General features: G+C 65.4%; 26 protein-coding genes and 1 pseudogene. 11 read left to right on the forward strand and 16 right to left on the reverse strand.

Translation table 11 applies throughout. The annotated features are described in order from the left end of the window. The first annotated feature begins 79 nt into the window (after positions 1-79). The 4 genes from FJ419_RS00095 to FJ419_RS00110 are packed head-to-tail and all read left to right on the forward strand — an operon-like array spanning position 80 to position 3,784. A complete protein-coding gene (locus FJ419_RS00095; protein ID WP_140545791.1) occupies positions 80-784 on the forward strand; it encodes a DUF1956 domain-containing protein in 705 nt (234 codons plus the stop codon). Further along, positions 781-1,734, forward strand: coding sequence for an HlyD family efflux transporter periplasmic adaptor subunit (locus FJ419_RS00100; protein ID WP_140686729.1), 954 nt, complete (start codon positions 781-783; stop codon positions 1,732-1,734). The genes FJ419_RS00095 and FJ419_RS00100 overlap by 4 nt, the downstream gene beginning before the upstream one ends. Next, positions 1,731-2,651, forward strand: a complete 921-nt coding sequence (locus FJ419_RS00105) for an ABC transporter ATP-binding protein (RefSeq protein ID WP_140686730.1) — start codon at positions 1,731-1,733, stop codon at positions 2,649-2,651. The genes FJ419_RS00100 and FJ419_RS00105 overlap by 4 nt, the downstream gene beginning before the upstream one ends. After that, on the forward strand, positions 2,648-3,784 hold the full coding sequence (locus tag FJ419_RS00110) for an ABC transporter permease (RefSeq protein ID WP_140633351.1): 1,137 nt from the start codon (positions 2,648-2,650) through the stop codon (positions 3,782-3,784). The genes FJ419_RS00105 and FJ419_RS00110 overlap by 4 nt, the downstream gene beginning before the upstream one ends. A 45-nt stretch (positions 3,785-3,829) precedes the next feature. Here FJ419_RS00110 and FJ419_RS30635 read toward each other — a convergent pair whose 3' ends face one another. The 3 genes from FJ419_RS30635 to FJ419_RS00125 all read right to left on the reverse strand — a co-directional run bounded on the left by FJ419_RS30635 (position 3,830) and on the right by FJ419_RS00125 (position 5,571). Beyond that, positions 3,830-3,994, reverse strand: a complete 165-nt coding sequence (locus FJ419_RS30635) for a hypothetical protein (protein WP_181170560.1) — start codon at positions 3,992-3,994, stop codon at positions 3,830-3,832. Between the two features lie 80 nt (positions 3,995-4,074). After that, a complete protein-coding gene (locus FJ419_RS00115; protein WP_140686731.1) occupies positions 4,075-5,052 on the reverse strand; it encodes a threonine/serine dehydratase in 978 nt (325 codons plus the stop codon). A gap of 195 nt (positions 5,053-5,247) precedes the next feature. Continuing rightward, a complete protein-coding gene (locus tag FJ419_RS00125) occupies positions 5,248-5,571 on the reverse strand; it encodes a hypothetical protein (protein WP_095770189.1) in 324 nt (107 codons plus the stop codon). A gap of 183 nt (positions 5,572-5,754) precedes the next feature. Here FJ419_RS00125 and mbfA point away from each other — a divergent pair, with 183 nt between their 5' ends. Beyond that, positions 5,755-6,738 (forward strand): iron exporter MbfA, encoded by a 984-nt coding sequence (gene mbfA / locus FJ419_RS00130; protein ID WP_140686733.1) that lies wholly within the window; start codon positions 5,755-5,757, stop codon positions 6,736-6,738. Positions 6,739-6,896: 158 nt separating this feature from the next. Here mbfA and FJ419_RS00135 read toward each other — a convergent pair whose 3' ends face one another. Then, a complete protein-coding gene (locus tag FJ419_RS00135; protein WP_140686734.1) occupies positions 6,897-7,241 on the reverse strand; it encodes an antibiotic biosynthesis monooxygenase in 345 nt (114 codons plus the stop codon). After that, a pseudogene (locus tag FJ419_RS00140) lies at positions 7,238-7,604 on the reverse strand (NIPSNAP family protein). The gene FJ419_RS00135 and the pseudogene FJ419_RS00140 overlap by 4 nt, the downstream one beginning before the upstream one ends. A 167-nt stretch (positions 7,605-7,771) precedes the next feature. Here FJ419_RS00140 and FJ419_RS00145 point away from each other — a divergent pair. Continuing rightward, complete coding sequence (locus tag FJ419_RS00145) at positions 7,772-8,446, forward strand: winged helix-turn-helix domain-containing protein (protein ID WP_140686735.1); 675 nt, start codon at positions 7,772-7,774, stop codon at positions 8,444-8,446. Positions 8,447-8,655: 209 nt separating this feature from the next. On the opposite strand, the gene ligD is transcribed toward FJ419_RS00145, so the two are convergent. The 3 genes from ligD to FJ419_RS00160 form a co-directional block, all read right to left on the reverse strand. Further along, positions 8,656-11,157 carry a DNA ligase D gene (ligD, locus tag FJ419_RS00150; RefSeq protein WP_140686736.1) on the reverse strand — a complete coding sequence of 834 codons (2,502 nt, stop codon included), beginning with the start codon at positions 11,155-11,157 and terminating at the stop codon, positions 8,656-8,658. Positions 11,158-11,169: 12 nt separating this feature from the next. After that, entirely contained in the window at positions 11,170-12,033 is an 864-nt protein-coding gene (locus tag FJ419_RS00155) for a Ku protein (protein WP_140686737.1), read from the reverse strand. Between the two features lie 80 nt (positions 12,034-12,113). Next, a complete protein-coding gene (locus FJ419_RS00160; RefSeq protein ID WP_140686738.1) occupies positions 12,114-12,620 on the reverse strand; it encodes a ferritin-like domain-containing protein in 507 nt (168 codons plus the stop codon). Between the two features lie 398 nt (positions 12,621-13,018). On the opposite strand from FJ419_RS00160, the gene FJ419_RS00165 reads away from it, so the two are divergent. The 3 genes from FJ419_RS00165 (at position 13,019) to FJ419_RS00170 (ending at position 13,825) form a co-directional block, all read left to right on the forward strand. Beyond that, the gene (locus FJ419_RS00165) at positions 13,019-13,165 is read left to right on the forward strand and encodes a hypothetical protein (protein ID WP_140545780.1); all 147 of its coding nucleotides are present in this window, start codon (positions 13,019-13,021) and stop codon (positions 13,163-13,165) included. A gap of 1 nt (position 13,166) precedes the next feature. After that, entirely contained in the window at positions 13,167-13,292 is a 126-nt protein-coding gene (locus FJ419_RS31400; protein ID WP_281405816.1) for a hypothetical protein, read from the forward strand. Between the two features lie 86 nt (positions 13,293-13,378). After that, entirely contained in the window at positions 13,379-13,825 is a 447-nt protein-coding gene (locus FJ419_RS00170; RefSeq protein WP_140686739.1) for a DCC1-like thiol-disulfide oxidoreductase family protein, read from the forward strand. 50 nt (positions 13,826-13,875) lie between these two features. Here the strand turns inward: FJ419_RS00170 and FJ419_RS00175 are convergent, their stop codons facing one another. The 3 genes from FJ419_RS00175 to FJ419_RS00185 all read right to left on the reverse strand — a co-directional run bounded on the left by FJ419_RS00175 (position 13,876) and on the right by FJ419_RS00185 (position 17,538). Next, a complete protein-coding gene (locus FJ419_RS00175) occupies positions 13,876-14,253 on the reverse strand; it encodes a DUF1850 domain-containing protein (RefSeq protein WP_140686740.1) in 378 nt (125 codons plus the stop codon). Beyond that, positions 14,250-16,346: a TRAP transporter permease gene (locus FJ419_RS00180; protein WP_140686741.1), complete on the reverse strand. Its 2,097-nt coding sequence runs from the start codon at positions 16,344-16,346 to the stop codon at positions 14,250-14,252. The genes FJ419_RS00175 and FJ419_RS00180 overlap by 4 nt, the downstream gene beginning before the upstream one ends. A 232-nt stretch (positions 16,347-16,578) precedes the next feature. Next, on the reverse strand, positions 16,579-17,538 hold the full coding sequence (locus FJ419_RS00185) for a TAXI family TRAP transporter solute-binding subunit (protein WP_140686742.1): 960 nt from the start codon (positions 17,536-17,538) through the stop codon (positions 16,579-16,581). Between the two features lie 258 nt (positions 17,539-17,796). Between FJ419_RS00185 and FJ419_RS00190 the strand changes: the two genes are divergently transcribed. Together FJ419_RS00190 and FJ419_RS00195 are read left to right on the forward strand one after the other, a co-directional pair. Further along, positions 17,797-18,165: a YciI family protein gene (locus FJ419_RS00190; RefSeq protein ID WP_140545776.1), complete on the forward strand. Its 369-nt coding sequence runs from the start codon at positions 17,797-17,799 to the stop codon at positions 18,163-18,165. Between the two features lie 10 nt (positions 18,166-18,175). Next, positions 18,176-19,423, forward strand: a complete 1,248-nt coding sequence (locus FJ419_RS00195) for an RNA polymerase sigma factor (protein WP_140686743.1) — start codon at positions 18,176-18,178, stop codon at positions 19,421-19,423. Between the two features lie 216 nt (positions 19,424-19,639). Here FJ419_RS00195 and cysK read toward each other — a convergent pair whose 3' ends face one another. The 5 genes from cysK to hrcA form a co-directional block, all read right to left on the reverse strand. Continuing rightward, positions 19,640-20,620, reverse strand: a complete 981-nt coding sequence (cysK, locus tag FJ419_RS00200) for a cysteine synthase A (protein WP_140686744.1) — start codon at positions 20,618-20,620, stop codon at positions 19,640-19,642. Between the two features lie 188 nt (positions 20,621-20,808). After that, entirely contained in the window at positions 20,809-21,426 is a 618-nt protein-coding gene (locus FJ419_RS00205) for a LysE family translocator (RefSeq protein ID WP_140686745.1), read from the reverse strand. Positions 21,427-21,897: 471 nt separating this feature from the next. Further along, positions 21,898-23,238 carry a sorbosone dehydrogenase family protein gene (locus FJ419_RS00210; RefSeq protein ID WP_140686746.1) on the reverse strand — a complete coding sequence of 447 codons (1,341 nt, stop codon included), beginning with the start codon at positions 23,236-23,238 and terminating at the stop codon, positions 21,898-21,900. A 131-nt stretch (positions 23,239-23,369) separates the two neighbouring features. After that, positions 23,370-23,567: a hypothetical protein gene (locus FJ419_RS00215; RefSeq protein WP_095767926.1), complete on the reverse strand. Its 198-nt coding sequence runs from the start codon at positions 23,565-23,567 to the stop codon at positions 23,370-23,372. Positions 23,568-23,638: 71 nt separating this feature from the next. Continuing rightward, positions 23,639-24,721, reverse strand: a complete 1,083-nt coding sequence (gene hrcA, locus FJ419_RS00220) for a heat-inducible transcriptional repressor HrcA (RefSeq protein ID WP_140686747.1) — start codon at positions 24,719-24,721, stop codon at positions 23,639-23,641. Positions 24,722-24,809 lie beyond the last annotated feature (88 nt).

Here is a 24,809-nt window from a genome sequence, read left to right on the forward strand (position 1 = left end):
AAAGCCTGTGAGGATCGAGAAGGCAAGCCGAGTCGCGGTCAAATTTGACTTTAATCAATCGATTGATTAAAGTCAAGGCATGAACAAAGGATCAATCGCAAGGAGGCCGCAGCGCGAGGTCGGCACCGCCGATCAAACGCGCGCGGCGCTTGTCCACGCGGCGCTCAGGCTGTTCGGGCGGAAGGGTTTCGACGGCACCTCGACGCGGGAGATCGCGGCCGAGGCCAAGGCCAATATCGGCTCCATCGCCTATCACTTCGGCGGCAAGGAAGGCCTGCGCGCCGCCGCCGCCGACTTCATCGTCGACACCATCCAGGGGATTGCCGGCCAGGCGCTGGGCGGCGTGCAAGCAACGGCGCCCCTGGACCCGGAAGCAGCCCAGGCGCAGCTTTTCGCGGCGCTCGAGCGGATGGTGGGCTTCGTCGTGGCTAGTCCGCAGGCCGGCGAGATCGTACAATTCGTACTTCGCGAGCTCTCGCATCCGACCGCCGCGCTCGACCGCATCTATGCCGGCGTGTTCGAGCCGACGCACCGGCGGCTGTGCCAGGTCTGGGAACAGGCGACCGGCGAGCCTGCCGAGAGCGAAGCGACCAAGCTTACCGTCTTCACCATGATCGGCCAGGTCATCTATTTCCGCATCGGCCGCGAGGCGGTGATGCGCCGGATGGGCTGGCGCGAGATCGGCAATGAAGAGGCCGCCAAGGTGGTGGCGGTCGCAACCGACAATCTCAGGGCAATGCTGGCCGCACGCGGCCCGGCCACCGGCAAGAAGGGCAAATCATGAGCTTTCTCTGTTCGCTGCCGCTCGCGGCCCAATTGTTCGGCGCCTGCGCGCCGGCCGCACCTTTGGCCGTCGGCTATGTCGAAGGCGAATATGTGCTGATGGCGCCGATCGAAGTGGCCCAGGTGGCGACGGTGACGGTTCGGCGCGGCGACCGCGTCGAGAACGGCACGGCGGTGGCGACGCTGGAAGACGCCGACGCAAAGATCGAGGTTGCGCAGGCTAAAGCCGCGCTTGCGCAGGCACAGGCGCAGCTTGCCGACCTGCAGGTCGGCAAGCGCCCCGAGGAAATCGCCGTGCTCAAGGCCGAAGTCGACATGGCGAAGGCCCAGGCGGCCGACGCCAAGCGCAAATACGACCGCGCCAGCGACCTCTACAAGCGCGGCACCGGCACCCAGGCCGATTACGACACCGCCTCGGCTTCGCTGGAGACCGCCAATGCCCAGGTCGGCCAGGCGGAAGCCAATCTCGCCGTCGGCAATCTGCCGGCGCGGGCCGAGACCATCAAGGCCGCCGACAACCAGGTCAAGCAGGCGCGGTCGACCCTGGAGCAGGCCGAGTGGCGGCTGTCGAAGCGGGTGCTGGCGGCGCCCTCGCCCGGCCGCGTCAACGATGTCATCCGCAATCCAGGCGATACGGCCGGGCCGACCGCGCCGGTGATCTCGATGCTGCCGGACGGCGCCGTGAAGCTCAGCGTCTATGTGCCCGAAAGCGCGTTCTCGGCGATCAAGGTCGGCACTGAGCTCAACGTCCATTGCGACGGCTGCGGGACGGGGCTGAGGGCACGCGTCAGCTATGTCTCGCCCGACCCCGAATTCACGCCGCCGGTGATCTACTCGCTGGAGAACCGGCAGAAGCTGGTCTATCTCGTCGAGGCGCGGCCGGAGGGCGATGCGGGACCGCTGCAGCCCGGCCAGATCGTCGATGTCGATCTCGCGGATCTCGGGCAATGAACGCCATCGACGTTCGCGGCCTGGTCAAGCGCTTCGGCGACAAGACCGTCGTCGACCATGTGACGATGACGGTCGCCGAAGGCGAGATCGTCGGCTTTCTCGGGCCGAACGGCTCGGGCAAGACGACGACCATCCGCATCATGTGCGGACTTTTGACGCCGGACGAAGGTGACGGCACGGTGCTGGGCTTCGACATCCGCACCGACGCGCTCAAGATCAAGCGCGAAGTCGGCTACATGACGCAGAAATTCTCGTTCTACGAGGATCTAACGATCGGCGAGAACCTCGAATTCGTGGCGCGGCTCTACCGGCTGAGGCCGGTCGAGGAGTATGTCTCGCGCACGCTTCAGGATCTCGGCCTGGCCAGCCGCCGCAACCAGCTGGCCGGCACGCTTTCCGGCGGCTGGAAGCAGCGGCTGGCCTTGGCCGCCTGCATCATGCACGAGCCGAAGCTGCTGCTGCTCGACGAGCCGACGGCCGGCGTCGATCCGAAGGCGCGGCGCGAGTTCTGGGACGAGATCCATCGCCTTGCCGGCGGCGGGCTGACCGTGCTCGTCTCCACCCACTACATGGACGAAGCTGAGCGCTGCCACCGCATCAGCTACATCTCCTATGGCAAGATGCTCGCCACCGGCACTGTGGACGAGGTGGTGAAGAATGCCGGGCTGACAACTTTCGTCTTGCAGGGGCCGCGGCTCGACCATGTGGCCGAGGCGCTGCAGGGCAGGCCCGGCGTCGACCAAGTGGCGCCGTTCGGCGCGACGCTGCATGTCGTCGGCTCCGACAAGGCGGCGCTCGAAAAGGCGCTGGCCGACGTCGAGAAGGAACACAAGGGCGTCACCGTGAAGCCAGGCGAGACCAGCCTCGAGGATGTGTTCATCCAGTTCATGGCCGGCTCGAAGGACAATATGGCATGAACGCGGTCTTCTCCTTCGCCAGGCTGGGCGCGCTGCTCGCCAAGGAATTCATCCAGATGCGGCGCGACCGCATCACCTTCGCCATGATGCTGGGGGTGCCGCTGATCCAGCTGGTGCTGTTCGGCTATGCGATCAACAACGATCCGAAGAGCCTGCCGGCCGCGCTGGTAGCGACCAGCAGCGATCCCTACACGCGGGCCATGGTCTCGGCGCTGCAGACCACCGGCTACTACCGCTTCGACCATGTCGCGCAAAGTGCCGAGGAAGCCGAGTTCCTGATGGCGCGCGGCGACGTCTCCTTCGTCGTCACCATCCCCGCCGATTTCGCCCGCCGCGTCGAGCGCGGCGACAATCCGCAGATCCTGATCGAGGCCGACGCCACCGACCCTGCGGTCGCCAGCGGCGCGATCTCGACGCTGAGCACCGTGGCTGGCCAGGCGCTGCTCAGGGCGCAGGGCACTGAAGAGACTGCCAAGGAGGCGGCGCGCGGCCAGCTCGATGTCGTCGTGCACCGGCGCTACAATCCCGAAGGCATCTCGCAATACAACATCGTGCCCGGCCTGCTCGGCGTCATCCTGCAGATGACGATGGTGATGATGACCTCGATTGCGCTGACGCGCGAGACCGAGCGCGGCACGATGGAAAACCTTCTGGCCATGCCGTCGAGCCCGCTCGAGATCATGATGGGCAAGGTGCTGCCCTACCTGGTGGTGGGCGCGGTGCAGGTGGTGGTGGTGCTGGCGGCGGCGAAGCTTCTGTTTGCCATTCCGTTCATGGGGTCGCTTTCGCTGCTGCTGTCGACCGTGCTGGTGTTCGTGCTGTCGCTGGTGCTGCTCGGCTACACGATCTCGACGATCGCCCGCACGCAGATGCAGGCGCTGCAACTCACCTTCTTCTTTTTCCTACCCTCGATCATGCTGTCGGGCTTCATGTTCCCCTATCGCGGCATGCCCGGCTGGGCGCAGACCTTTGGCGAGATCTTCCCGCTGACCCATTTTTTGCGCATCACCCGCGCGGTCATGCTGAAAGGGGCAGAGCTGCCGGCGGTGGCGACGGAGATCGGCTGGCTGGTGGTGTTCGTGGCATTGTTTGCCGGCGTGGCGCTGGTGCGGTTCAGGCGGACGCTGGATTAGGCCGGACGCCCCTGACGCAGGGCAGGTCGACACGATTGGCCAAGATCAGTTGCGGCTGGTCATGCGCTCGCAGATGGCGCCGCCGATGGCAGGCAACAGGCCAAAGAGCAACAACTGGGCGGTTCCACCGATGCCAAACGCTCCGGCAAGCAGAAACGCAACCAGCAGCCCGAGTGCCCCGCCCAAGGCAAATGGCAGGTAACCTAGCAACAGCTTCTCCGGCAGTGACCAACTGATGGAAAACGTAACGTGATCGACGCTAAAGGCAAGAGTCCCGCTACGAAGGTCCTCTATGCCGCCGCCATGATCCCGGCATAGGTGCCGAAATCGACATTGCCGCCGGACAGCACCACGGCAACGCATTTGCCGGCAAGGTCGATCTCGCCGGATGAGAGCGCGGCAAACGCGACGCAGCCGCCGGGCTCGACCACGAGCTTGAGATGGGCCATGGCGTCGCGCATCGCCTGGGCGGCCGCCTTGTCGGAGACGGCGATGGCGCCGGCGAGATTCCGGCGGTTGATCTCGAAGGTGATGGCCCCGGGTTCGGCGGTAAGCAGCGCGTCGCAGATCGAAGTGCGTCCGGGTTCGTTCGAGACCCGCTCGCCCTTGGCCAGCGAGCGGCGCGTGTCGTCGAAATGCTCGGGCTCGACGGCCCAGACTTGCGTGCTCGGCGAAGCGTCCTTGACGGCGACGGAGATGCCGCTCGACAGGCCGCCGCCGCCGCAAGGAACGACCACGGCGTCGAGCGCCACGCCAAGCGCTTTCGCCTGCTTTATCAGCTCCAGGCCGATCGTGCCCTGGCCGGCGATGATGGCCGGATCGTCGAAGGGCGGCACCAGCACCATGCCCTTTTCGATATAGGGGCGAACGATCAACATGCGGTCGTCCTTATAGCGATCGAATGGCACCACTTCGGCGCCCATCTTGCGGACATTGCCAACCTTGAGCGCCGGCGCATCGGCCGGCATGGCGATCACTGCCTTGACGCCGAACATGGCGGCCGAGGCCGCCACGCCTTGCGCGTGGTTGCCGGACGAGAAGGCGACGACGCCCCGGCCGCGCTCTTCCTCGCTCAGGCTCGACAGCTTGTTGTAGGCGCCGCGGATCTTGAAGGAGCCGGTGCGCTGCAGCGTCTCGGGCTTGAACAGAATGCGGCCGCCATAGCGCTTGTTGAGCTCGGGCGATTCGATCAGCGGCGTTTCGACGATCAGGCCGGAAAGCCGCTCGGCGGCGGCGCGGATGTCGGAGATGCCGGGCAGGGTGAGCATGATGGGCCTCGCGGGATGAGCGCCGTCATGGTGCACGCAAACCGAGGCGTCGCGCCAACGAAAAAATGTGATGGAGACAAGGTTTGCCACGATGGCGGCGGCGGCGGAACTGCTGATCTCCCCCCTCGTGGGGGAGATGGCCGGCAGGCCAGAGGGGGGCGCTGTCCCGCCGACATTGCGCCTGTCGGCAACCCCTCACCCCAGCAGCGTCTTCGTCCTTTTGCTGCCGCCCAGCTTGCGCCAGGAATTGAAGCGGTGGGTGGCGGCGGCGAAGGATATCTTCATCTGCTGGGAAACCGTGTAGCGCGACTTGCCTTCGTCGAACATGCGGTAGCAGCACTCCGCGCCTTCCTCGGTCAGCTTGCCGTCCGGCGTCTTGTTGTGCGGGTTGGCGGGGTCGAATTTATCGAGCTGTTCCTCGACAAGACCCTTCAGGCGCTGCAGGTCGGCCTCGATGCTGGCGATGAGATCGAGAACCGGCTTGGCGTCAAATGCGTGCGGGGGCTTCTTGTCCGTCATGCAGGGGGTTCCTTCAATTTCGGTGGTGGTCAGCTATATAGGCAAACATTCGGCAATAATGAAGAGTTGGGCCGGCTTCCGCTTAATCACCCATTTTCGCGCCCGCAGCCCGCGCCGTTGGCAATTGACCTTCGACTGCCAAGGTCATAGTTTAGAATAATTCTAAACTAGAGTGATCTCATCATGCTTTCCCGTGTTTTCGGCTTCGGCCGCCGTTCCTTCGATTCGCTTTCGGAGCAGGAGATCCTGGCGCTGGCGATCTCCTCCGAGGAGGATGACGGACGTATCTACCGCGCCTATGCCGATGGCCTGGCGCAGGATTTTCCGCAATCGGCAAAAGTGTTCGAGGCGATGGCCGAGGAAGAGGACGGTCATCGCGATTCGCTCATCGAGCTTCACCGCAAGCGCTTCGGCGAGCGCATTCCGCTGATCCGGCGCGAGCATGTGAAAGGCTATTTCGAGCGCAAGCCGGACTGGCTGGTGAAGCCGCTCGGCATCGAGCATGTGCGGCGGCAGGCCGAGGAAATGGAGCGGCAGGCCTATCGCTTCTATGTCGAGGCGGCCAAGCGTACCACCGACGCCTCGACGCGCAAACTGCTCAACGACCTCGCCGCGGCCGAGCAGGGCCATGAAAGCTCGGCGCATGAATTGGAACAGCAGCATGTGCCGGGAACCGTCAAGGTAGAGGAGGCGACGGCCGAGCAGCGCCAGTTCATCCTCACCTATGTGCAGCCGGGGCTGGCCGGGCTGATGGACGGCTCGGTGTCGACGCTGGCGCCGATCTTCGCCGCAGCGTTCGCCACGCACGACACCTGGCAGACGCTCCTGGTCGGCCTCGCCGCCTCGATCGGCGCCGGCATCTCGATGGGTTTCACCGAGGTCGCCTCCGACGACGGCAAGCTGTCGGGGCGCGGCTCGCCGCTCAAGCGCGGGCTGACGGTCGGCCTGATGACTTCGCTGGGCGGCCTCGGCCACGCGCTGCCCTATCTGATCCCGTATTTCTGGACGGCCACCGCCGTGGCGGCGGTGGTGGTGTTCTTCGAGCTCTGGGCGATCGCTTTCGTCCAGAACCGCTACATGCAGACCCCCTTCTGGCGCGCCGCCTTCCAGGTGGTGCTGGGCGGCGCGCTGGTGTTCGGGGCGGGCGTGCTGATCGGCAATGCGTAGCGCCGGCGCTCACCTTCTCCCCTTGTGGGAGAAGTTGTCGACGGATGAGGGGTGCTCCAGGGAACGCCAGCGTCTCACTCCGCTGGAACACCCCTCATCCGTCTCGGCGCTTGCGCGCCGATCCACCTTCTCCCACAAGGGGAGAAGGGGAATCGCGCTCATCCATTCACTGCCTTGCTATCCTGCGGCGCCTCGGCCCTTTTCTTCATCCCGTAGTCGCGCACGACATGGGCGATGCGCAGACGGTAGCCGGCAAAGATGCCGCCGCGCCCCGCCTTCTGCGCCTGCCTGTGCTCATCGGTGTTGCGCCAGGCTTTCACCGCTTCCTCGTCGCGCCAGAAAGACAGCGACAGCACCCGCTTCGGGTCGGCCAAGCTCTGGAAGCGCTCGACCGAGATGAAGCCGTCGATGCTCTCGAGCAGCGGCTTAAGCTCGGCGGCGATGCCGAGATAGGCATCGCGCTTGCCTTCCGCCGGCTCCACCTCGAAGATGACTGCGATCATGTCTCGACCCCTTCCTTGACCACAACGTCGGTGCGAAAGACCTGCCTCGGCCCATGCGGCCCGGACACCAGCTTCAGGAAGAGGCGATCTTCCTTCAAGATGAATTTCTAGCGCCGCGCGAACTCGTAATTTGCCTTGCCCGCAGGGTCCGGCAAGCCGGGCGCGATAGGCTTCATAGGCCGCGAGGCTCTCGATGTTGTAGGCGGCGTAAGCGGTGGTGGCGGAGCCTTCATGCGGGGCGTAATAGCCGATCAGATCGGCGCCACAGCGCGGAATGGCCTGGCCTCAGGCTCGCGCATATTGCTCGAAGGCGGCCTTGCCGAACGGGTCGATCTCGTAGCGGATAAAGCAGGTGATGGTCACGTCGGTCTCCTCGTCCGTTGGTTTTGACGACGACGGTTCGATTGCGGTCGAAACATCGCTTGCGCCTTTGTGCTAGGTATTCTCCTGTCAGGAGAGTTTGCCGCGCTGCTTGAGCCGACCGCAGAACAGTGCTTCCCTGACAGGAATGCTTCGACGAGGATCGAACCATGCGTGAAGGACCCGACATCGCCCGCATCGCCAGCCTGGTCGGCGACCCGGCGCGCGCCAACATGCTGAACGCCCTGATGGGCGGCACGGCGCTGACGGCGTCGGAATTGGCGCTGGAAGCCGGCGTGTCGCTGCCCACCGCTTCCTCGCATCTGTCGAAGCTGATGGATGGCGGCCTGCTGACCTTGGCCAGCCAGGGCCGACACCGCTATTACGGTCTCGCCGGCGCGCAGGTGGCTGGCATGATCGAGGCGATCATCGGCGTCGCCGAAGCGGTCGGCCCGAAGCGCGTGCGGCCGGGACCGCGCGACGCGGCCATGCGCGTGGCCCGGGTCTGCTACGATCACCTGGCCGGCGAGCAGGCGGTGGCGATGCTCGACCGGCTGCTCGACAGGAAGCTTTTGCTGCGCGACGACAACCAGATCAGGCTCTCGCCTTCCGGGGCCTCGCATTTTTCCGCGCTCGGCATCGAGACCGGTGCCAAGGCGCGGCGGCCGGTTTGCCGCGCCTGCCTCGACTGGAGCGTGCGGCGATCGCACCTCGCCGGCACGCTGGGTGCGGCCATCCTCGACAAGATCATCGCCGAGAAATGGGCGCGGCGCGAAAAGGACAGCCGCGCCGTGGCGTTCTCGCCGAAGGGCCGGCAGGAATTCGAGAGGGTGTTCCTGTCTTAGGTGGCAATCTGGCGATGCTGGCGGGACAGCGCCCCCCTCTGGCCTGCCGGCCATCTCCCCCACGAGGGGGGAGATTGGCTGTCTCGGCGCCTCGCTTATCCTGCAACGTTGAAGATTAGCGAAAGCCGGCGTGACATCGATCTCCCCCCAAGTGGGAGATGTCCGGCAGGACAGAGGGGGGCGCGAAGGATCGCGGCGCTCGTTGCCAGCTACCCCCTTTTCAGCGGCTTCCCCAGCTGGAAGAACTCCTTCCAAGGATCGGCCTTCTTCAGCTCGTTCAGCGTGGACGCATCCCCAAGCGGGAACGCATTCGGCGCCAGGCCCTTCTTTATCTCCGGCCAGGTCGCCGGCATCGATATCGTGGCGCCCTTCTTGGCGCGCGAGGAATAGGGCGCGACCGTGGTCGAGCCCCTGCCGTTGCGCAGATAATCGACGAAGATCTTGCCGGTGCGCGCCTTCTTCGACAGCGTCGCCGTGTAGCGGTCGGGCGCGGCCTGCTCGAGCGCACGGGCGAAATCATGCGCGAAATCCTTGACCTCGTCCCATTCGGCCGAGGGTTTCAGCGGCACCAGCACGTGATAGCCCTTGCCGCCTGAGGTCTTGACCAGGTTCGGCAGCGACAGCTCGTCGAGCTGCTTGTGGATGTCGAGCGCGGCCTCGCGCACGCGGCCGACATCGACGCCTTCATCCGGATCGAGATCGAAGATGATCTGGTCCGGCTTTTCCAGCTTATCGATCGTCGAGCCCCAGATATGGACCTCGACCACGCCGTACTGGACAAGCGCGGCCAGCCCGTCGAAATCCTTGATGAACAGTATCTCCTCGCCGTCGGTCGGATCCTTCATCCTGGCGATCTTGTCGCTCATGCCGGGCGAGGCGTGTTTCTGGAAGAAGCGCTGGCCGTGGATGCCGTCCGGCGCCCGCACCAGGCTCAGCGGCCGGTTGACGACGAATTCTGCCATGCGCGGCCAGACCAGCGCGTAGTGATCGAGCAGGTCCCGCTTGGAAACCTTTTCGTCGGGCCATAGCAGCTTGTCGGGATGCGAGAGCTTGATCGAGGTCTTCGCCGTTCCGGCCGAGGGTTTCGGCGCGGTCTTTGTACCCGGCTTCGCCCCGGTTTCGGCCTTCTTCGGCTGTTCCTGCACGACTTCCTCCGCCGGCTTGTCCTCGCGCAACCCCTGGAACGAGGCGTGGCGGATTATACGGTCGGAAGTCCAGCTGCGGAACTCCACTTCGCCGACAAGTTCCGGCTTGACGAAGGTGAGGCCCTTGCCCTTGGGCACGGCGCCCGAGAACGGCGAGGCCGTCGCCTTGAGGCCGTCCAGCTTCTTCTTCAAATCCGTCATCACCTTGCCGGAAAAGCCCGTGCCGACACGGCCGGCATAATGCAGCTTGCCGCCTTCGTTGAACCCGACCAGCAGCGAGCGCAGGCCGCGCCCGGTCTTGTCCGAGGGCAGATAGCCGCCGATGACGAATTCCTGGCGCAGCGTGCATTTGGATTTGATCCAGGAGAGCCCCCGCCCGCTGCGGTAGGGCGCGTCGGCGCGTTTCGACACCACGCCTTCCAGGCCCATGCGGCAGACATGCTGCAGCATGACCTTGCCCGGCTCGTGGAAATGGTCGCTGAAGCGCAGCGCCGAATGTTCGGGCTGCTGGCCCAGCAGCTCTGCCAGCGCCTGCTTGCGTTCGACCAAAGGTTCGCGGCGCAGGTCCTTGCCGTCGAGCCGCATCAGGTCGAAGACATAGTAGACGAAGCGGTCGGCGCGGCGGGCCGACAAATCCGCCTGCAGCAAGGGGAAGGACGAGACGCCGCTGTCGGCCAAAACCACGACCTCGCCGTCGATGATGGCGTCGCGGCATTTCAGCCTGGCAAGCGCGGCGGTCACAGGACCATCGAATTTGTTCGTCCAGTCGAGGCCGGCGCGGGTGAGCAGCTTTACGTCGCTGCCGGCGATCTGCGCCTGCATGCGGTAGCCGTCGAATTTGACTTCGTGCAGCCAGTCCTCGCCGGCGGGCGCATCCTTTTCCAGCGTCGCCAGCTGCGGCTCTATGAATTCGAGACGCTTGCCAGGCCCGGCCTTGGTCTTGGCGGCAGCCGGCCTGTTGGATTGCCAGACTTTCGGTGTCTGCCCCCTGGCGGCCTTGCCTTCGCCCACCTCCTCGATGGTCAGGCCCGACTTCACCGATTTCGGTTCCTCCTCGAGAACATCCTCGCCGGGCCGGGCGGCGGCATCGTCGGATTTGATCAGCAGCCAGTTGTCGCGCTTCTCGCCCGGGCGGGGCCGCAGCCTGACCAGATGCCAGCGGCCGTTGAGCTTGTGGCCCTCGAGCTCGAAGTCGATATGGCCCTTCTTCATGCCCTTGGCCGGATCGCCATCCGGCGTCCACTTGCCTTCGTCCCAGACGATGACCGAGCCGCCGCCATATTGGCCCTTCGGAATGGTGCCTTCGAAGGACGCGTAGTCGATCGGGTGATCCTCGACATGCACGGCCAGCCGCTTCTCGTGCGGATCGAGGCTCGGGCCGCGCGTCACCGCCCAGCTCCACAAGACGCCGTCATGCTCAAGCCGGAAATCATAATGGAGTCGCGTGGCGGCATGCTTCTGGACGACGAAGATGCCGCCGCCTTGCTTTTGCCTGCCGACCTTGCCGGCCGGCTCGGCGGTCTTCCTGAAATCGCGCTTGGCGTGATACTGCTCGAGGCCGGCCATGCCGCCATCCTCCTATGCGGATTTGCGTTTTGGCGCGGCCTTGCTCTTGCTTTTCCCGGCCGCCGCTTTCGATGTGGCCTTGCCGGCTTTGCCGCCGCCTTCCGCGTTCAGGCTCTTCTTCAACGCATCGAACAGGTTGACCACATTGGACGGCTTTGGCTGCGCCTTGGCCTTGGGCGCTGTCTTGCCCGCCTTCTTGGCGCGGATCAGCTCGAGCAGCGCCTCCTCGTAGCGGTCGTCGAATTTCGACGGGTCGAACTTCGTCTTCTTGCCGTCGATGATGTGCTGGGCGAGGTCGATCATCTCCTTGTCGGTCTTCGCCGCTGCGATGTCCTCGAACACCGTCGCCGGCCGGCGCACCGTGTCGTCGTAGCGCAAGGTGGTCAGCACCATTCCCTTGCCGAGCGGCTCGATCGCCACCGGGCGCTCGCGCCGATAAAGCACGATGCGCGCAAGCCCCGCCATCTTCCTGGCCGCCATCGCGTCGCGGATGACGGCGAAGGCTTCTTGCGACACCTCGTCCGCTGGGGAAACATAGTAGGGCGTGTCGAGGTAGATCTGCTCGATCGAGGATTTCTCGACGAAGCCGTCGAGGCTCATCGTGTGCGAGGATTCGATCTGCACCGCCTCGATCTCGTCCTCCTCGATATGGACGAAGTCGCCGTCGCTCACCTCATAGCCCTTGATCTCGTCGCCCTCCTCAAGCGGCTTGCCGGTGCCCGCATCGACATAGATGCGCTTGACGGTGTTGCCGGTCTTGCGGTTGAGGATGCGGAAAGAGACCTTCTCGGCATGGGTCACGACGTTGGTGAGCTCGATGGCGCATGTGACCAGCGACAGTTTGAGATAGCCCTTCCAAGCCGGGCGTGGTGCCATTGCGAACTCCTGCGCGATGCGGTTTCAATCGCAACGGACAGGGGTTCGCTTGGGTTCCGGGGGGCTGGCCACGCAGCCTGCTATTCGGCGGCCTGCAGGTTGACCTTGCTTTCCGCGATCTCGCTGAGCTTGCGGTCCGTCGCCTCTTCTTCCTTGAGGTTCTTGGCCAGCACGTTGGCGCAGTCGCTGCGGCCGAGCTGCCTGGCCCAGGCGATCAGCGTGCCGTAGCGCGTTATCTCATAGTGCTCGACGGCCTGGGCGGAGGCGATCAGCGCGGCGTCCAGAACCTCCTTGTCGTCGACATCGCCGCTGACTTCGTCGGCCTCCGCGAGGATGCCGTCGATGGCCGGGCAATTGACGGTCTTGGCCTTGACGCCGTGCAGCTCGAACACCTGCTCGACCCGCTCGATGTGCCCCTTGGTCTGCGCGAGATGCTTCTCGAAGCCGGCCTTCAATTGCGGATCGGTCGCCTTGTCGATCATCTTCGGCAGCGATTTCTCGATCTGCTTCTCGGCATAATAGATGTCGCGCAGCGTGTGGATGAAGAGGTCGTCCAGCGTCTTGATGTCTTTCGAAAAGAAGCCCATGGCGGTTGCCTTTCCATGTTTCGCATTGTCGGGAAGTTGCGCGGCGGGGCAGCCGTCAACTTGGCCGGGTTCGCCCCGGCCTTGCGGGGTCAACGTTGTCTTCTGGGACAGGTTCCTGCCCGCCCAGGCGCGCGAAAGGAAATTCCCTGTCACTGGCCGAACGTGAAACAGATACGCGCGCAAGCGACATCGGAACGAAACATATGTGATGCAAAAGTCACACGAGCCGGAAACGCGACGAAAGGCACCGAAAGACCGCGAATCAGCCGCAATCCAGCCATGAAGCAACGTGTTTCGGACCAGAAATTAACATCACGTTCACGGACTATTCACGCCTCAACGCTATGCTCTCGAACAATTCGGACGGGACATCCGAAAGCGGACAGGGACCAGGTAAAATGAACTTCTGGAATCACATCGCCGGCTACGCCGCCGCCATTCGCGAATTCGTCGCGCCGACCTATCGGCCGGAGCGCTACTACATGCGCGGCCCGGGCCCGGCCTGCGCGCGCCGCGGCAACTCGCTGGGCGTCGGCGCGAACTGATATGACCCGCGAACGTGCCCACCACGGCCGCATCTGCAGGCCGGCCGCCGACCAGCGCGCCACCACCTATCGCGCCGAGCGCCTTGTGCTCGCCGCCAACTGGCGTGCGACAACGCCGCGACTTTGACGCAGCCGCCGGCTGGCTTAGTGTCTCCCCTAGCTTAGTGTCCCCCTTGGTACAGCGTAAGGGGGTCACAAGCAGCCGGGGCCGCCATGACCGACCTGCCCGAACGTCCCACCTTGCCGCGCCAGGCCTATGACGCCCGCCAGCCGCTGATCGTCTTCGACGGCGCCTGCGTGTTCTGCTCGGCTTTCGTCCAGCTCGTCCTCAAGCTCGACCGGAAAAAACGCTTCCGCTTCGCCACGGCGCAATCGCCGCTCGGCGAGGCGCTGTTTCGCGAGTACGGCCTGGCGACCGACGATTACGACAGCAACCTCGCCATCATCGAGGGCGCGGCCTTCACGAAGCTCGACAGCTTCGTCGCGGTCATGGCCGCGCTCGGCTGGCCATGGCGCGCCGCGAAGGCGCTGCTCATCCTGCCGCGGCCGCTGCGCGGCTGGCTCTACGACCGCGTCGCCAAGAACCGCTATGCACTGTTCGGCCGAAAAGACAGTTGCGCGATACCTTCGGCCGAGTTGCGGGAGCGATTGATCGGCTGACGGGCAATTCCGACGCTTGTTGCAAAAAGCGTCGCCGGGCTGATCGTGCGCTACCGCGGCTGGCTCGAACCGTCGCACGGTTCGAGCACGGTGGGTTCGCCGGCCGTCTCGCCCAGTTCGCGGCAGCCGGCGGCCGTGCACAGCGTCCAACCCTTCCCGGTGGCGCCGGACGCTGCGAGCACCAGGCGCGGTTGGGGTCCGATCCGTGGCGCATAGACCCACCAGCCGCTGCGCAGCACCGAGCCCTCCGGCGGCTCCATGCCGGCGCCGGAGCCCTTGACCCGCGCCTCGACGACCTGCAGCCCGGCCGGCGACACTTTCCAATCCTCCTGCCAGCGCGTCCGTTCCACCGAATGCGTCCAAGACAGCGTGAAGGCGGCGACGGCAAGCGTCACCGTCTTGCCGGCGGCGAGGACACACAGGCTCATGTGGTCCCGGCCGTGGACAGCCGGCGGGCGCGCCACCAGTGCCAGCCGATCCAGACCAGCGCCAGCGCCCAGCCGGTCTCGTCGGTGAGCGGCAATGCGGCCACCAGGAGCAGGCCGGCGCAGAACGCGACGAGACGCTCCCACCAGGCCATGCGGCGGGCGAGGAAGCCGACGGCGGCGGCGCCCCAGAGCACGATGCCCATGCAGGCTTTGACGACGATATAGCCGACCTCGACGGGGTAGCCGAACGACGCCGCGATCGGGCCGGCGTCCTGCAGCATCAGGGCCGGCGTGTAGACGGCCATGAACGGCACGACGAAGCCGGCAATGGCGAGCTTGGTCGCCTGGATGCCGATCTTGAGGCCGCTTTCCTTGGCCATCGGTGCTGCGGCAAAGGCGGCGAGCGCCACTGGCGGGGTCAGGTCCGCCATGATGCCGAAATAGAAGACGAACATGTGGCTGACCACCAGCGGCACGCCCAGCGACAGCAGCGCCGGGCCGGCAAGCGAGGAGGTGATGATGTAGTTCGGGATGGTCGGAATGCCCATGCCGAGAACCAGGCAGGTGAGCATCGTCAACACCAGCGACAGGAATAGATTGTTCTGGCCGATCGAGATGATCCAGCCGATGAAGGTGGAGGCGATGCCGGTAAGCGTCAGCGTGCCGATGACGATGCCGACGATGGCGCAGGCGATGCCGACGGGCAGGGCATTCCTCGCTCCTTCGGCGAGCGAATCGACGCAAATGCGCAGCGTCTCGCGCCCGCCCTTGAAGGCGAAGCAGGCAATGACGAGCGCTGCGATGACGAGGCTCAGCACATTGACGCCGAAGCGCATGAAGGATGCCGCCGCAAGACCGAGCGCCAGCCAGAAAAGGAGGCGAAAGGCGAACGGCCCGATCAACGCCGCCAGCGGCGTGCCGAGGATGAGCACGACGGTCAGCGCGAGGCCCATCGTGCCGGCGAAGATCGGCGTGTAGCCGGCAAAGAGCAGATAGACCAGCACCGCGAGCGGCAGCACAAGCGGCCAGTGCTTCCTGACCGCTTCCCAGGGATTGGGCAGCTCTGCCTTGGCCATGCCGTGCAGCCCGGCCTTGCCGGCCTCCAGATGCACCTGCCAGAAGCAGGCGCCGAAATAGAGCAGCGCCGGGATGATCGCCGCCTTGACCACCTCGGCGTAAGGGATGTTCAGCGTCTCGGCCATGATGAAGGCGACGGCTCCCATCACCGGCGGCATGATCTGGCCGCCCATCGAGGAGGTCGCCTCGACCGCGCCGGCGAAGGCGGAGCGGAAACCGAAGCGCTTCATCAGCGGGATGGTGAACTGGCCGCTGGCCACGACATTGGCGACGCCCGAACCGGAGATGGTGCCCATCAGCGCCGAGGACAGCACGCAGACCTGGGCCGGGCCGCCGCGCCACGAACCGACGAGGCCGAGCGCGAAATCGTTGAACAGCGCGATCATGCCGGCCCGTTCGAGGAAGGCGGCAAAGACGACGAAGATGAAGATATAGGCGGCCGAGACATAGACCGGCGTGCCGTATATGCCTTCGGTGCCAAAGGCGAAGGTGTCGACAAGCTGCGCGAAATCATATCCGCGATGGATGAAGGGCGGCGGCAAATGATTGCCGACGAAGCAGTAGGCGAGGAAGATGAAGGCGATGACCGCCAGCGGAAGGCCCATCAGCCGCCGCGCCGCCTCGAAGACCAGCACCACCAGCAGCGTGCCGACGATCAGGTCCGGCGTGGTGAGGAAGCCGGAGCGGCGGATGAGGTCGGCATAGAAGACCCAGTTGTAGAGGCCGGTCGCGAATCCCAGCACGCCGAGCGTCCAAAACACTGCTTTCGCGGCGGCGCTCCTGGCACGCAGATTGGCGATCAGGCCGAAACCGAGCAGCAGCAGGAAGCCGACATGCATGGCGCGCACCACCTGGCTGGGCAGGCTGCCATAGGCGGCGATGTAGATCTGGAAGACCGAAAAGGCGACCGCTATGAGGAAGGCCGCCTTGCCGGCGAGGCCTTCGCCAAAACCGGGCGGCAGACCTTCGACCTGTTCCTCGGCGGTGGGGGAAAGAACGATGGGGGTATCGGTCATTGGCGGATTCCTGGCGGGCAATACCGTCTCGGATGAGAAGAGAGAAACCGGGTATGGCGCTCCCCCTCACCCAGCCTCCGCTTCGCTCGGCTGACCTCTCCCCGAGGGGAGAGGAGGCGGTCGGCGTTGGGCGCCAGTCTCTTCTCCCCGACGGGGAGAAGGTGGCCGCGAAGCGGCCGGATGAGGGGGCTGGCGCTGCGCTATGCGATAGCCCTTGCTCGATGGAGGAAGCCTACTTCAGCAGCCCTTTTTCCCTGTAATACTTCTCCGCGCCGGGATGCAGCGCCACTGGCATGCCGTCCAGCGCCTTGGCTGGATCGATCGCCTTGGCGGCGGCATGGGCAGCCACCAGCTGGTCGAGATGCTCGAACAGCAGCTTGGTCATCTGGTAGGCAGTCTCGTCGGAGACGTCGGCGCGGGTAATCAGGAAATTGCCGACCGCGGCGGTCGCGACATCCTGCGTCTGGCCTTCATAGGTGCCTTTCGGGATAACCACGGAAAGATAGGGCGCGCCGATCTTGGCGACGTCCTCGGCCGGCACGGAGACGACGTTGATGGGAACCGAGGTGGCGAGGTCGCGGATGGAAGCGACGCCGAGGCCGGCCGACTGCAAGGTGGCGTCGAGCTGGCGGTTCTTGATCAGCTCGACCGACTCGGCGAAGGGCAGGTATTCGACCCGTCCGAGATCCTCGTATTTGAGACCGGCGGCGGCGAAGATGGCGCGCGCGTTGAACTCGGTGCCGGAGGCGGGCGCGCCGACCGACAGGCTCTTGCCCTTGAGGTCGGCAAGCGTCTTGATGCCGGATTCCTGGCTGGCGACGATCTGGATGAAATTGGGATAGATCGCGGCAATGCCGCGCAGCTTGTCGAGCTTGCCCGGGAAGCCGGCCTCCGTGTTGCCTTCGGCCGCCATCTTGACCGAATCGCCGAGCGCAAAGGCGATCTCGCCCTTGCCCTGCTGCAGCAGGTTGAGGTTCTCGACCGACGCCTTGGTCGCCTGAACCTGGGTGCGCGAGCCCTCGATGCCCTTGCCGTAAATCGCCGACAGGGCGACCCCGAGCGGATAGTAGACGCCCGACGTGCCGCCGGTGAGCACATTGATGAATTCCTGCGCCCCGGCCGATACGGCGCCAAGGCCGAGCGACAAGGCCAGCGCGCCGGCGGCAATAGACTTGGTCCTGAAATTGAACATCGCGATTTCCTCCCTGAAATGCCGGCCCGCAATCCGCCCCTCCTGGCGAGCCCGCGACGAGTTTAGACGGCGGAAGGCAAATGCCAACCCGCAATTGCGTGCGTTAGACCAATGGTTGAGTAGCGGCGAAAGGCGACGGCTTGCGCTTGATGGCTTTGGGGGCGAAAGATTTTCAAGACGCCTGTCGAAATCGGTCGATGCCGCACGACATAGGTCGGCACGCGACGATGCGGCCTTCAAGAAAACGGGAGAACATCCATGCGTTACATGCTTTTGATCTACAATGACGAGGCCGCGATGGCGAACGTGCCGAAGGAGCAGACCCAGCAGGTGCTCGCGGCCTATGGCGCCTATACCGAGGCGCTGAAGAAATCTGGCGCGTACATCGCCGGCGAGCGGCTGCGCCCGACGCAGGCGGCCACTGCGGTGCGGATGGCGAACGGCAAGACCAACGTGCTCGACGGCCCCTATGCCGACACCAAGGAGCAACTGGCCGGCTTCTACATGATCGAGGCGGCCGACATCGACACGGCCATCGAATGGGCCGCGCGCTGCCCCGCGTCCAGCACCGGCACGGTCGAGCTGCGGCCGATCTGGGAAATGGCCGAATACGTAGCCGCCGCATAGCGACCCCACGATGCATGATCGCTCGCAGATCGCGCGGGCGGCCGCCGAAGCGGCCGCCCGGCGCAGCTACGGCAAGCTGGTCGCCTGGCTGGCGGCGCGCACGCGCGACGTCGCCGGCGCCGAGGACGCGCTGGCCGATGCCTTCGCCGCCGCGCTCGAACGCTGGCCGCGAACCGGCGTGCCGGCGCAGCCCGAAGCCTGGCTGCTCGCCGTGGCGCGGCGGCGCGACGTGGACGCCGTGCGGCGTCGTCTGACCGGCGAGGCGGCGCGCGGTCATCTGCAGCTGATCGCCGAGGAGATGGAGGCGCGCGTGCGCGGCGAAGACCTGCCCGACGACCGGCTGCGGCTGATGTTCGCCTGCGCCCATCCGGCGATCGAGGCCAGCGTGCGCGCGCCGCTGATCCTGCAGACGATCCTCGGTTTCGACGCCGCGACGATCGCCTCGGCCTTCCTGGTTTCGCCGGCGACGATGGGCCAGCGGCTGGTGCGGGCCAAGGCGCGCATCCGCGAGACCGGGATTCCGTTTCGCGTGCCGGAGCAGGCGGAGCTGGGCGAGCGGCTGGGCGCGGTGCTGGAGGCGATCTACGCCACCTTCGCCGAAGGCTGGTCGGACCCGACCGGCACCGACAGCCGGCGGCGCAATCTCGCCGCCGAAGGGATCTGGCTCGGACGGCTGGTCGCCTCGCTGATGCCGGACGAGCCGGAGGCGCTCGGCTTGCTGGCGCTGATGCTTTTCGCCGAGGCGCGCCGTTCGGCGAGACGCGACCCGCATGGCGACTTCGTGCCTTTGGCCGAGCAGGACATCGCGCTCTGGGACGACGGCCTGATCGACGAGGCGGAAGCCTTGTTGGTGCGCGCCGCGCAAAGGGGCATCATCGGCCGCTACCAGCTGGAGGCCGCCGTGCAGTCCGCCCATGCGGCACGCCGGCGCGGCAGCGGCACCGACTGGGCGGCGATCCGCCAGCTATATGACGCGCTGCAGGCCGTGGCCGGCTCGCCCGTGGTGGCGATCAACCGCGCCGTGGCGATCGCCGAAACCGAGGGCGCCACGGCCGGCCTGGCGGCGCTTTACGTGCTGGGCGACGACAAGCGGCTGCAGGACTACCAGCCCTATTGGGCCGCCCGCGCCGGGCTGTTGGCCAGGCTCGGCAACACCAAGCAGGCGGCAGAATCCTACGACCGGGCGATCGGCCTCGAGCGCGACGCCGCGCTGCGGCGTTTCCTGCAGGGCAAGAAGGCGAAGCTTATCGGGGATTAGGCAATCTGTTGAGGCCGGAGGGACAGCGCCCCCCTCTGTCCTGCCGGACATCTCCCCCACGAGGGGGGAGATTGGCCGCCACGCCGGCTTTCGCCAATCTCCGACGTTGTAAAATCGAACCAGGCGCCGAAGCTGCTAATCTCCCCCCATGTGGGGGAGATGCCCGGCAGGGCAGAGGGGGGCGCGAAGGATCTCGGCGCTGGGGCTTTTGCGCGCCTAGGCGCCCAGCCCGTCGAACAGAATGGTCGAGAGATAGCGCTCGGCGAAGGAGGGGATGACGACGACGAGGGTCTTGCCCTTGTTCTCCGGCCGCGAGCCGACGACGATTGCCGCCTGGAGTGCTGCGCCCGACGAGATGCCGACCGGCACGCCCTCGAGACGGGCGACGAGGCGGGCATTGGCGACCGAATCCTCGTTCGAGACCCTGACGACCTCGTCATAGATCGAGGTATCGAGGATTTTGGGCGCGAAGCCGGCGCCGATGCCCTGGATCTTGTGCGGGCCGGGCTGTCCTCCCGACAGAACCGGCGAGGCTTCCGGCTCGACCGCCACGACCTGCAGTGAAGGCTTGCGCTTCTTCAGCACCTGGCCGACGCCGGTGATGGTGCCGCCGGTGCCGATGCCGGCGACGAAGATGTCGACCTCGCCATTGGTGTCGTTCCAGATTTCCTCGGCCGTGGTCCGGCGATGGATTTCGGGATTGGCCGGGTTCTCGAACTGCTGCGGGATGATGGCGTTAGGCAGCGTCGCGGCGAGCTCGTCGGCCTTGGCGATCGCGCCCTTCATGCCTTTCGGGCCTTCGGTCAGCACCAGCTCGGCGCCGAGCAGCGCCAGCATCTTGCGGCGCTCGACCGACATCGTCTCCGGCATGGTGAGGATCAGCTTGTAGCCCTTGGCGGCGGCGGCGAAGGCGAGCGCGATACCGGTGTTGCCGGAGGTCGGCTCGATCAGCGTCGTCTTGCCCGGCGAAATCTTACCGGCTTCCTCCAGCGCCTCGATCATGGCGACGCCGATGCGGTCCTTGACGGAGGCGATCGGGTTGAAGAATTCGAGCTTGGCCAGAAGGTTGGCGACGACGCCCTTCTCCTTCGCGAACTTGTCCAGCCTGACCAGCGGCGTGTCGCCAATCGTCTCCGTGATCGAGTTGAAGACGCGGCCGCGGCCGGGCACGCGCGCGGAGGTGACGGGCTTGTTCATTGGTTTCGCTCCCAAGGCAATGGCACAGGCAGACAGAATAAGGCTTTCAGCCGCGCAAGATAGGCTGAGGCTGGAAAATATCCGAGTGGGGCGGTTGCTCAAAAGCACCCGCGGCCGGAAATGCATTTTCCGCCACGCTGGGTTTCAGGAATAGTTTGGCCGAATCCGGGATCGGTTGAGATCGGAACCTATTGACGCGCCGCTATAGCGGCAGCCGCGCCCATCATGAAGCCGGCGGCGGTGCGGTTCAGCACCTTCAGCGCGCGCGGCGATTTCAGGAACCAGCGCGCCTTGGCGGCCAAAGCCAGATAAGGCACCAGCACCACGAACAGAACCGCCACGGTGAGCATCGCAAGGATGGCGTAGTCGGCAAGCGTGATGGTCTTGAGGTCGACGATGGTCGGCGTGATGGCGAGATAGAAGATCATCGTCTTGGGATTGCCGAGCGTCACCGTCAGCCCGGCGATGAAGCTCGACACCAGCCCGCCCTTGGCCTTCCGCGCCTCGATGTTTTCGGGCGTGATGCCGCTGGTCCAGAAGCGCCAGGCAAGGAAGGCGAGATAGGCAACGCCGGCCCATTTGATGGCGAGGAAGACCATGCCGAAGGTCTGCGCGACGAAGGCGAGCCCGAGCACGACGGCGGTGAGATAGGTGAGGTCGCCGAGCATGAGGCCGAATGCCATGGCAAGCGAGGACCGAAAGCCGGAGCCGAGCGCGCGGGCGACAAGCGCCGTAACGCCGGGGCCCGGAATGGCGGCGGCAACGCCGAGCGCGGCGCTGTAAGCGAGAAATCCGGTGAGTGTCATGGTTCTGGCCTAGCGCATGATTCCCCGAAGGGATCGATGAGGAGCGGGGCTTTTATCATGACGCCCGGCCACTGGTAATTCCCTCGCGGCGGGATTCGTTACGCCAGCTCGACGGAGTGCGCGTTCCCTTGTTGGCAGTCCGTACACTTTGGAGATTGGCCGAAACGGCCCGGCCTCGTCATCCACGGGCGGAGCAAGGAGCGAAGCGACGCGCGCAGACCCGAGGCTCCATTCCGTGACCTCGAAGCGTAGCAACGGTGCAGAATCCTGCTCCGCTGCGTTCTATGATCAGGGTCACGGAATGGATTCCAGGGTCTCCGCGACGCCGCTGCGCGCCTGCTACGCCCTGGAATGACGAGGTTGGGGTGGCTTCCGCTAGTTGCCAACGTTTGCGCTGATTTCATAGAAATGAACGGGTAAAGCCTTGTCCATCGACAAACGGCACCTTCTAAAAACCCCTATGTCGAACAGCTACCCACCATGCGTAATGCGCCAGATCGTGCCATTGCCGTCCTCCGTGAGGATCAGCGCGCCGTCCCTGGCCACGGCGACGCCGACCGGCCGGCCCCAGACCGCATCGTCGGATATGACGAAGCCGGTGGCGAAATCCTCGTATTCGCCGGTCGGCTTGCCGTCCTTGAACCTCAGCCGCACCACCTTGTAGCCGGTGCGGACATTGCGGTTCCACGAGCCGTGCAGCGTGACGAAGGCGTCGCCCTTGAAATCGGCCGGGAAATTGGCGCCATCATAGAAGGCGATGTTGAGTGGCGCCGAATGCGCCTGCATCAGCACATCCGGAACCGTGACCTTGCCGGCGAGATCGGGGCGCGCGCCCTGGTGGCGCGGGTCCTCATTGTCGCCGATATAATACCAGGGCCAGCCATAGAAGGCGCCGTCCTTCACGGCGGTGGCAAATTCGAACGGGGTGTTGTCGCCAAGCTCGTCGCGCTCGTTGACGACGCACCAGAGCGCGCCCGTCGCCGGCTGCACGGTCATGCCGGAGCAATTACGCAGGCCGGTGGCGACCGCCCTGCGGTTGTTGCCGTCGGGGTCGAAGGCCAGCACGTCGGCGCGGCCCTGCTCCGGACCCCAGGCCTCGCCCAGCGGCTGCGATTTCGCCCACGCCTCGACACCGCCCTTCGGCTTTGTGCCCATGTCCTCGGCGATGTTGGAGCCGGAGCCGACCGACAGATAGAGCGTCTTGCCGTCGGGCGAGAAGGCGATGTCGCGCGTCCAGTGGTGGCTGGCGGGAACTTTGGCGACTATGGTTTCCGGCTTGCCCGACGCCTCCAGGTCACCGTCGCGGTAGGGAAAGCGGACGACGCTGTTGCTGTTGGCGACATAGACCCATTGCGGCTTGTCGCCCGGCGGGTAGAAGGCGATGCCGTAGGGCCGGGTCAGGCCCTTGGCGAAGATCGACTCCTGTGCAGGCTTGGCGCTGCCTTCCGCCAGGCGATAGACGCGGACCTGGTTTGCCCGGCTGTCGGCAACGAAGAGGTCGCCGTTCGGCGCCACCCGCACGACGCGCGGACTGTCGATGCCGGATGCGATCAGCTCGGCGGAAAAGCCGGGCGGAAGCTTTGGCTTTGCGTCCTCGGGGCGCTCGGTGACGCCGCCGCCGTTGGATGCGGACTCCGTCATATCGGGTTTCGGCAAATCCTCAAGTTTCAGCAGCCGGCGCACGCCTGGACGGTCGGCTTTCCAATCGCCGAAGGCTTTCTCGCCGCTGAGCAAGGGCTGATCGGCCTGCTGCGCAAAGGCACTCGTGGCAAAAACCAGCGCGAAGCCCGCAAGGCCGGCGATCCGCATCATGCTGTCCTCCGTCGTCTGTCACATGTCCGGTCCCTGGGCGCCTCACTCGATAAGGCGCCCGGAGACAGGACATATTGGGCAAACGATCGAAAAGAGAAGCGTGCGCAAGCCGATTTGACGGAGCGCCGGCCTCAGGCCTCTTCGGCGTCCAGATCGTCGTCGAGGCGCTTTTCCAACTCCACGAGATCAGCCGGCAGGGGCAGGCCCATGGCGCGCATCTCCCTCAATTTCTCGCGCAGCTGCTCCTGGATCTCGTGCTCGTCCTCGGGCTGGTTCACCATCTCCTCGAGCAGCAGGCTGATCTGGGCCTTGAGCGATTCCAGCGCCATGTTCTTCTCCTTTGCACCCTCAGCTGTGTCGAGGTTCAGGTCAGGCCGGCATCACCTGAATATCGATACACCTAACGAAGCATGCGCGAAATCAGCTGCGCCGTATAGTCGACCATCGGCACGATACGGGCGTAGTTCAGCCGGGTCGGCCCGATGACGCCAAGCGCGCCGACGACGCGGGCGTCCTTGTCGCGATAGGGGGCGACGACCAGCGAGGAGCCGGACAGCGAAAACAGCTTGTTCTCCGAGCCGATGAAGATGCGCACGCCCGGCCCTTCTTCGGCAAGGTCGAGCAGCTGCAGCAGTCCGTCCTGGGTTTCCAAATCCTCGAACAGATGGCGAAGCAATTCGATGTCCGCCTGGGCGGTGACGTTTTCCAGGAGGTTGGCGCGGCCGCGCACGATAAGGCGCGCCGGCAGGCCGCTTTCGGCGCCGGCCCAGACCGCGAGGCCTTTCTCGACCAGATCCTGCGACAGCGTGTCGAGGGCCGCCCTGGTCTCGTCCTTGATGCGGGCGATTTCCGCGCGCGCCTCGGCCAGTGTTCGGCCACGGATATGGGCGTTGAGGAAATTGGACGCCTCGTGCAGCTGCGACACGGTGGTGCCGGCCGGCAGGTCGACGACGCGGTTCTCGACGTCGCCGTTTTGCGACACCAGCACGGCGAGCGCCTTGGAGGGCTCGAGCTGGATGAATTCGATGTGCTTCAGCGCCACCTCGTGCTTGGAGGCGAGCACGAGGCCGGCGCCGCGCGACATGCCCGACAGCATCTGGCTGGCCTCGGTCAGCATATGCTCCAGCGTCGCGCCCGAGCCGGAGGCGCGCACCTGCGCCTCGATGGTGCGGCGCTCGTCGTCGGAAAGGTCGCCCAGCTCCATGAAAGCGTCGACGAAAAAGCGCAGGCCGGTCTGGGTCGGCAGCCGCCCGGCGGAAATATGCGGCGCGTAGATCAGCCCCAGATGCTCGAGGTCGCTCATCACGTTGCGGATGGTGGCGGGCGACAGCGAGGAGGGCAGGATGCGCGACAGGCTGCGCGAGCCGACCGGCTCGCCGTCGCGCAGGTAGGAATCGACAATCCGCCGGAAGATATCGCGCGAGCGCATGTCGAGTGACTGAAGTACCGGCGACTGCGACGTCGGATCGACTGGTTTGTTCATTCCGGCGAGAAACCTCTTTCCGAAAGATATAGACTTAAGCTACGGCGGCGCAACCCGGTGCCGCGTTTGCGGTCACGCGACCTCGTTT

Source organism: Mesorhizobium sp. B2-6-2, assembly GCF_006440615.1.
Classification (GTDB): domain Bacteria; phylum Pseudomonadota; class Alphaproteobacteria; order Rhizobiales; family Rhizobiaceae; genus Mesorhizobium.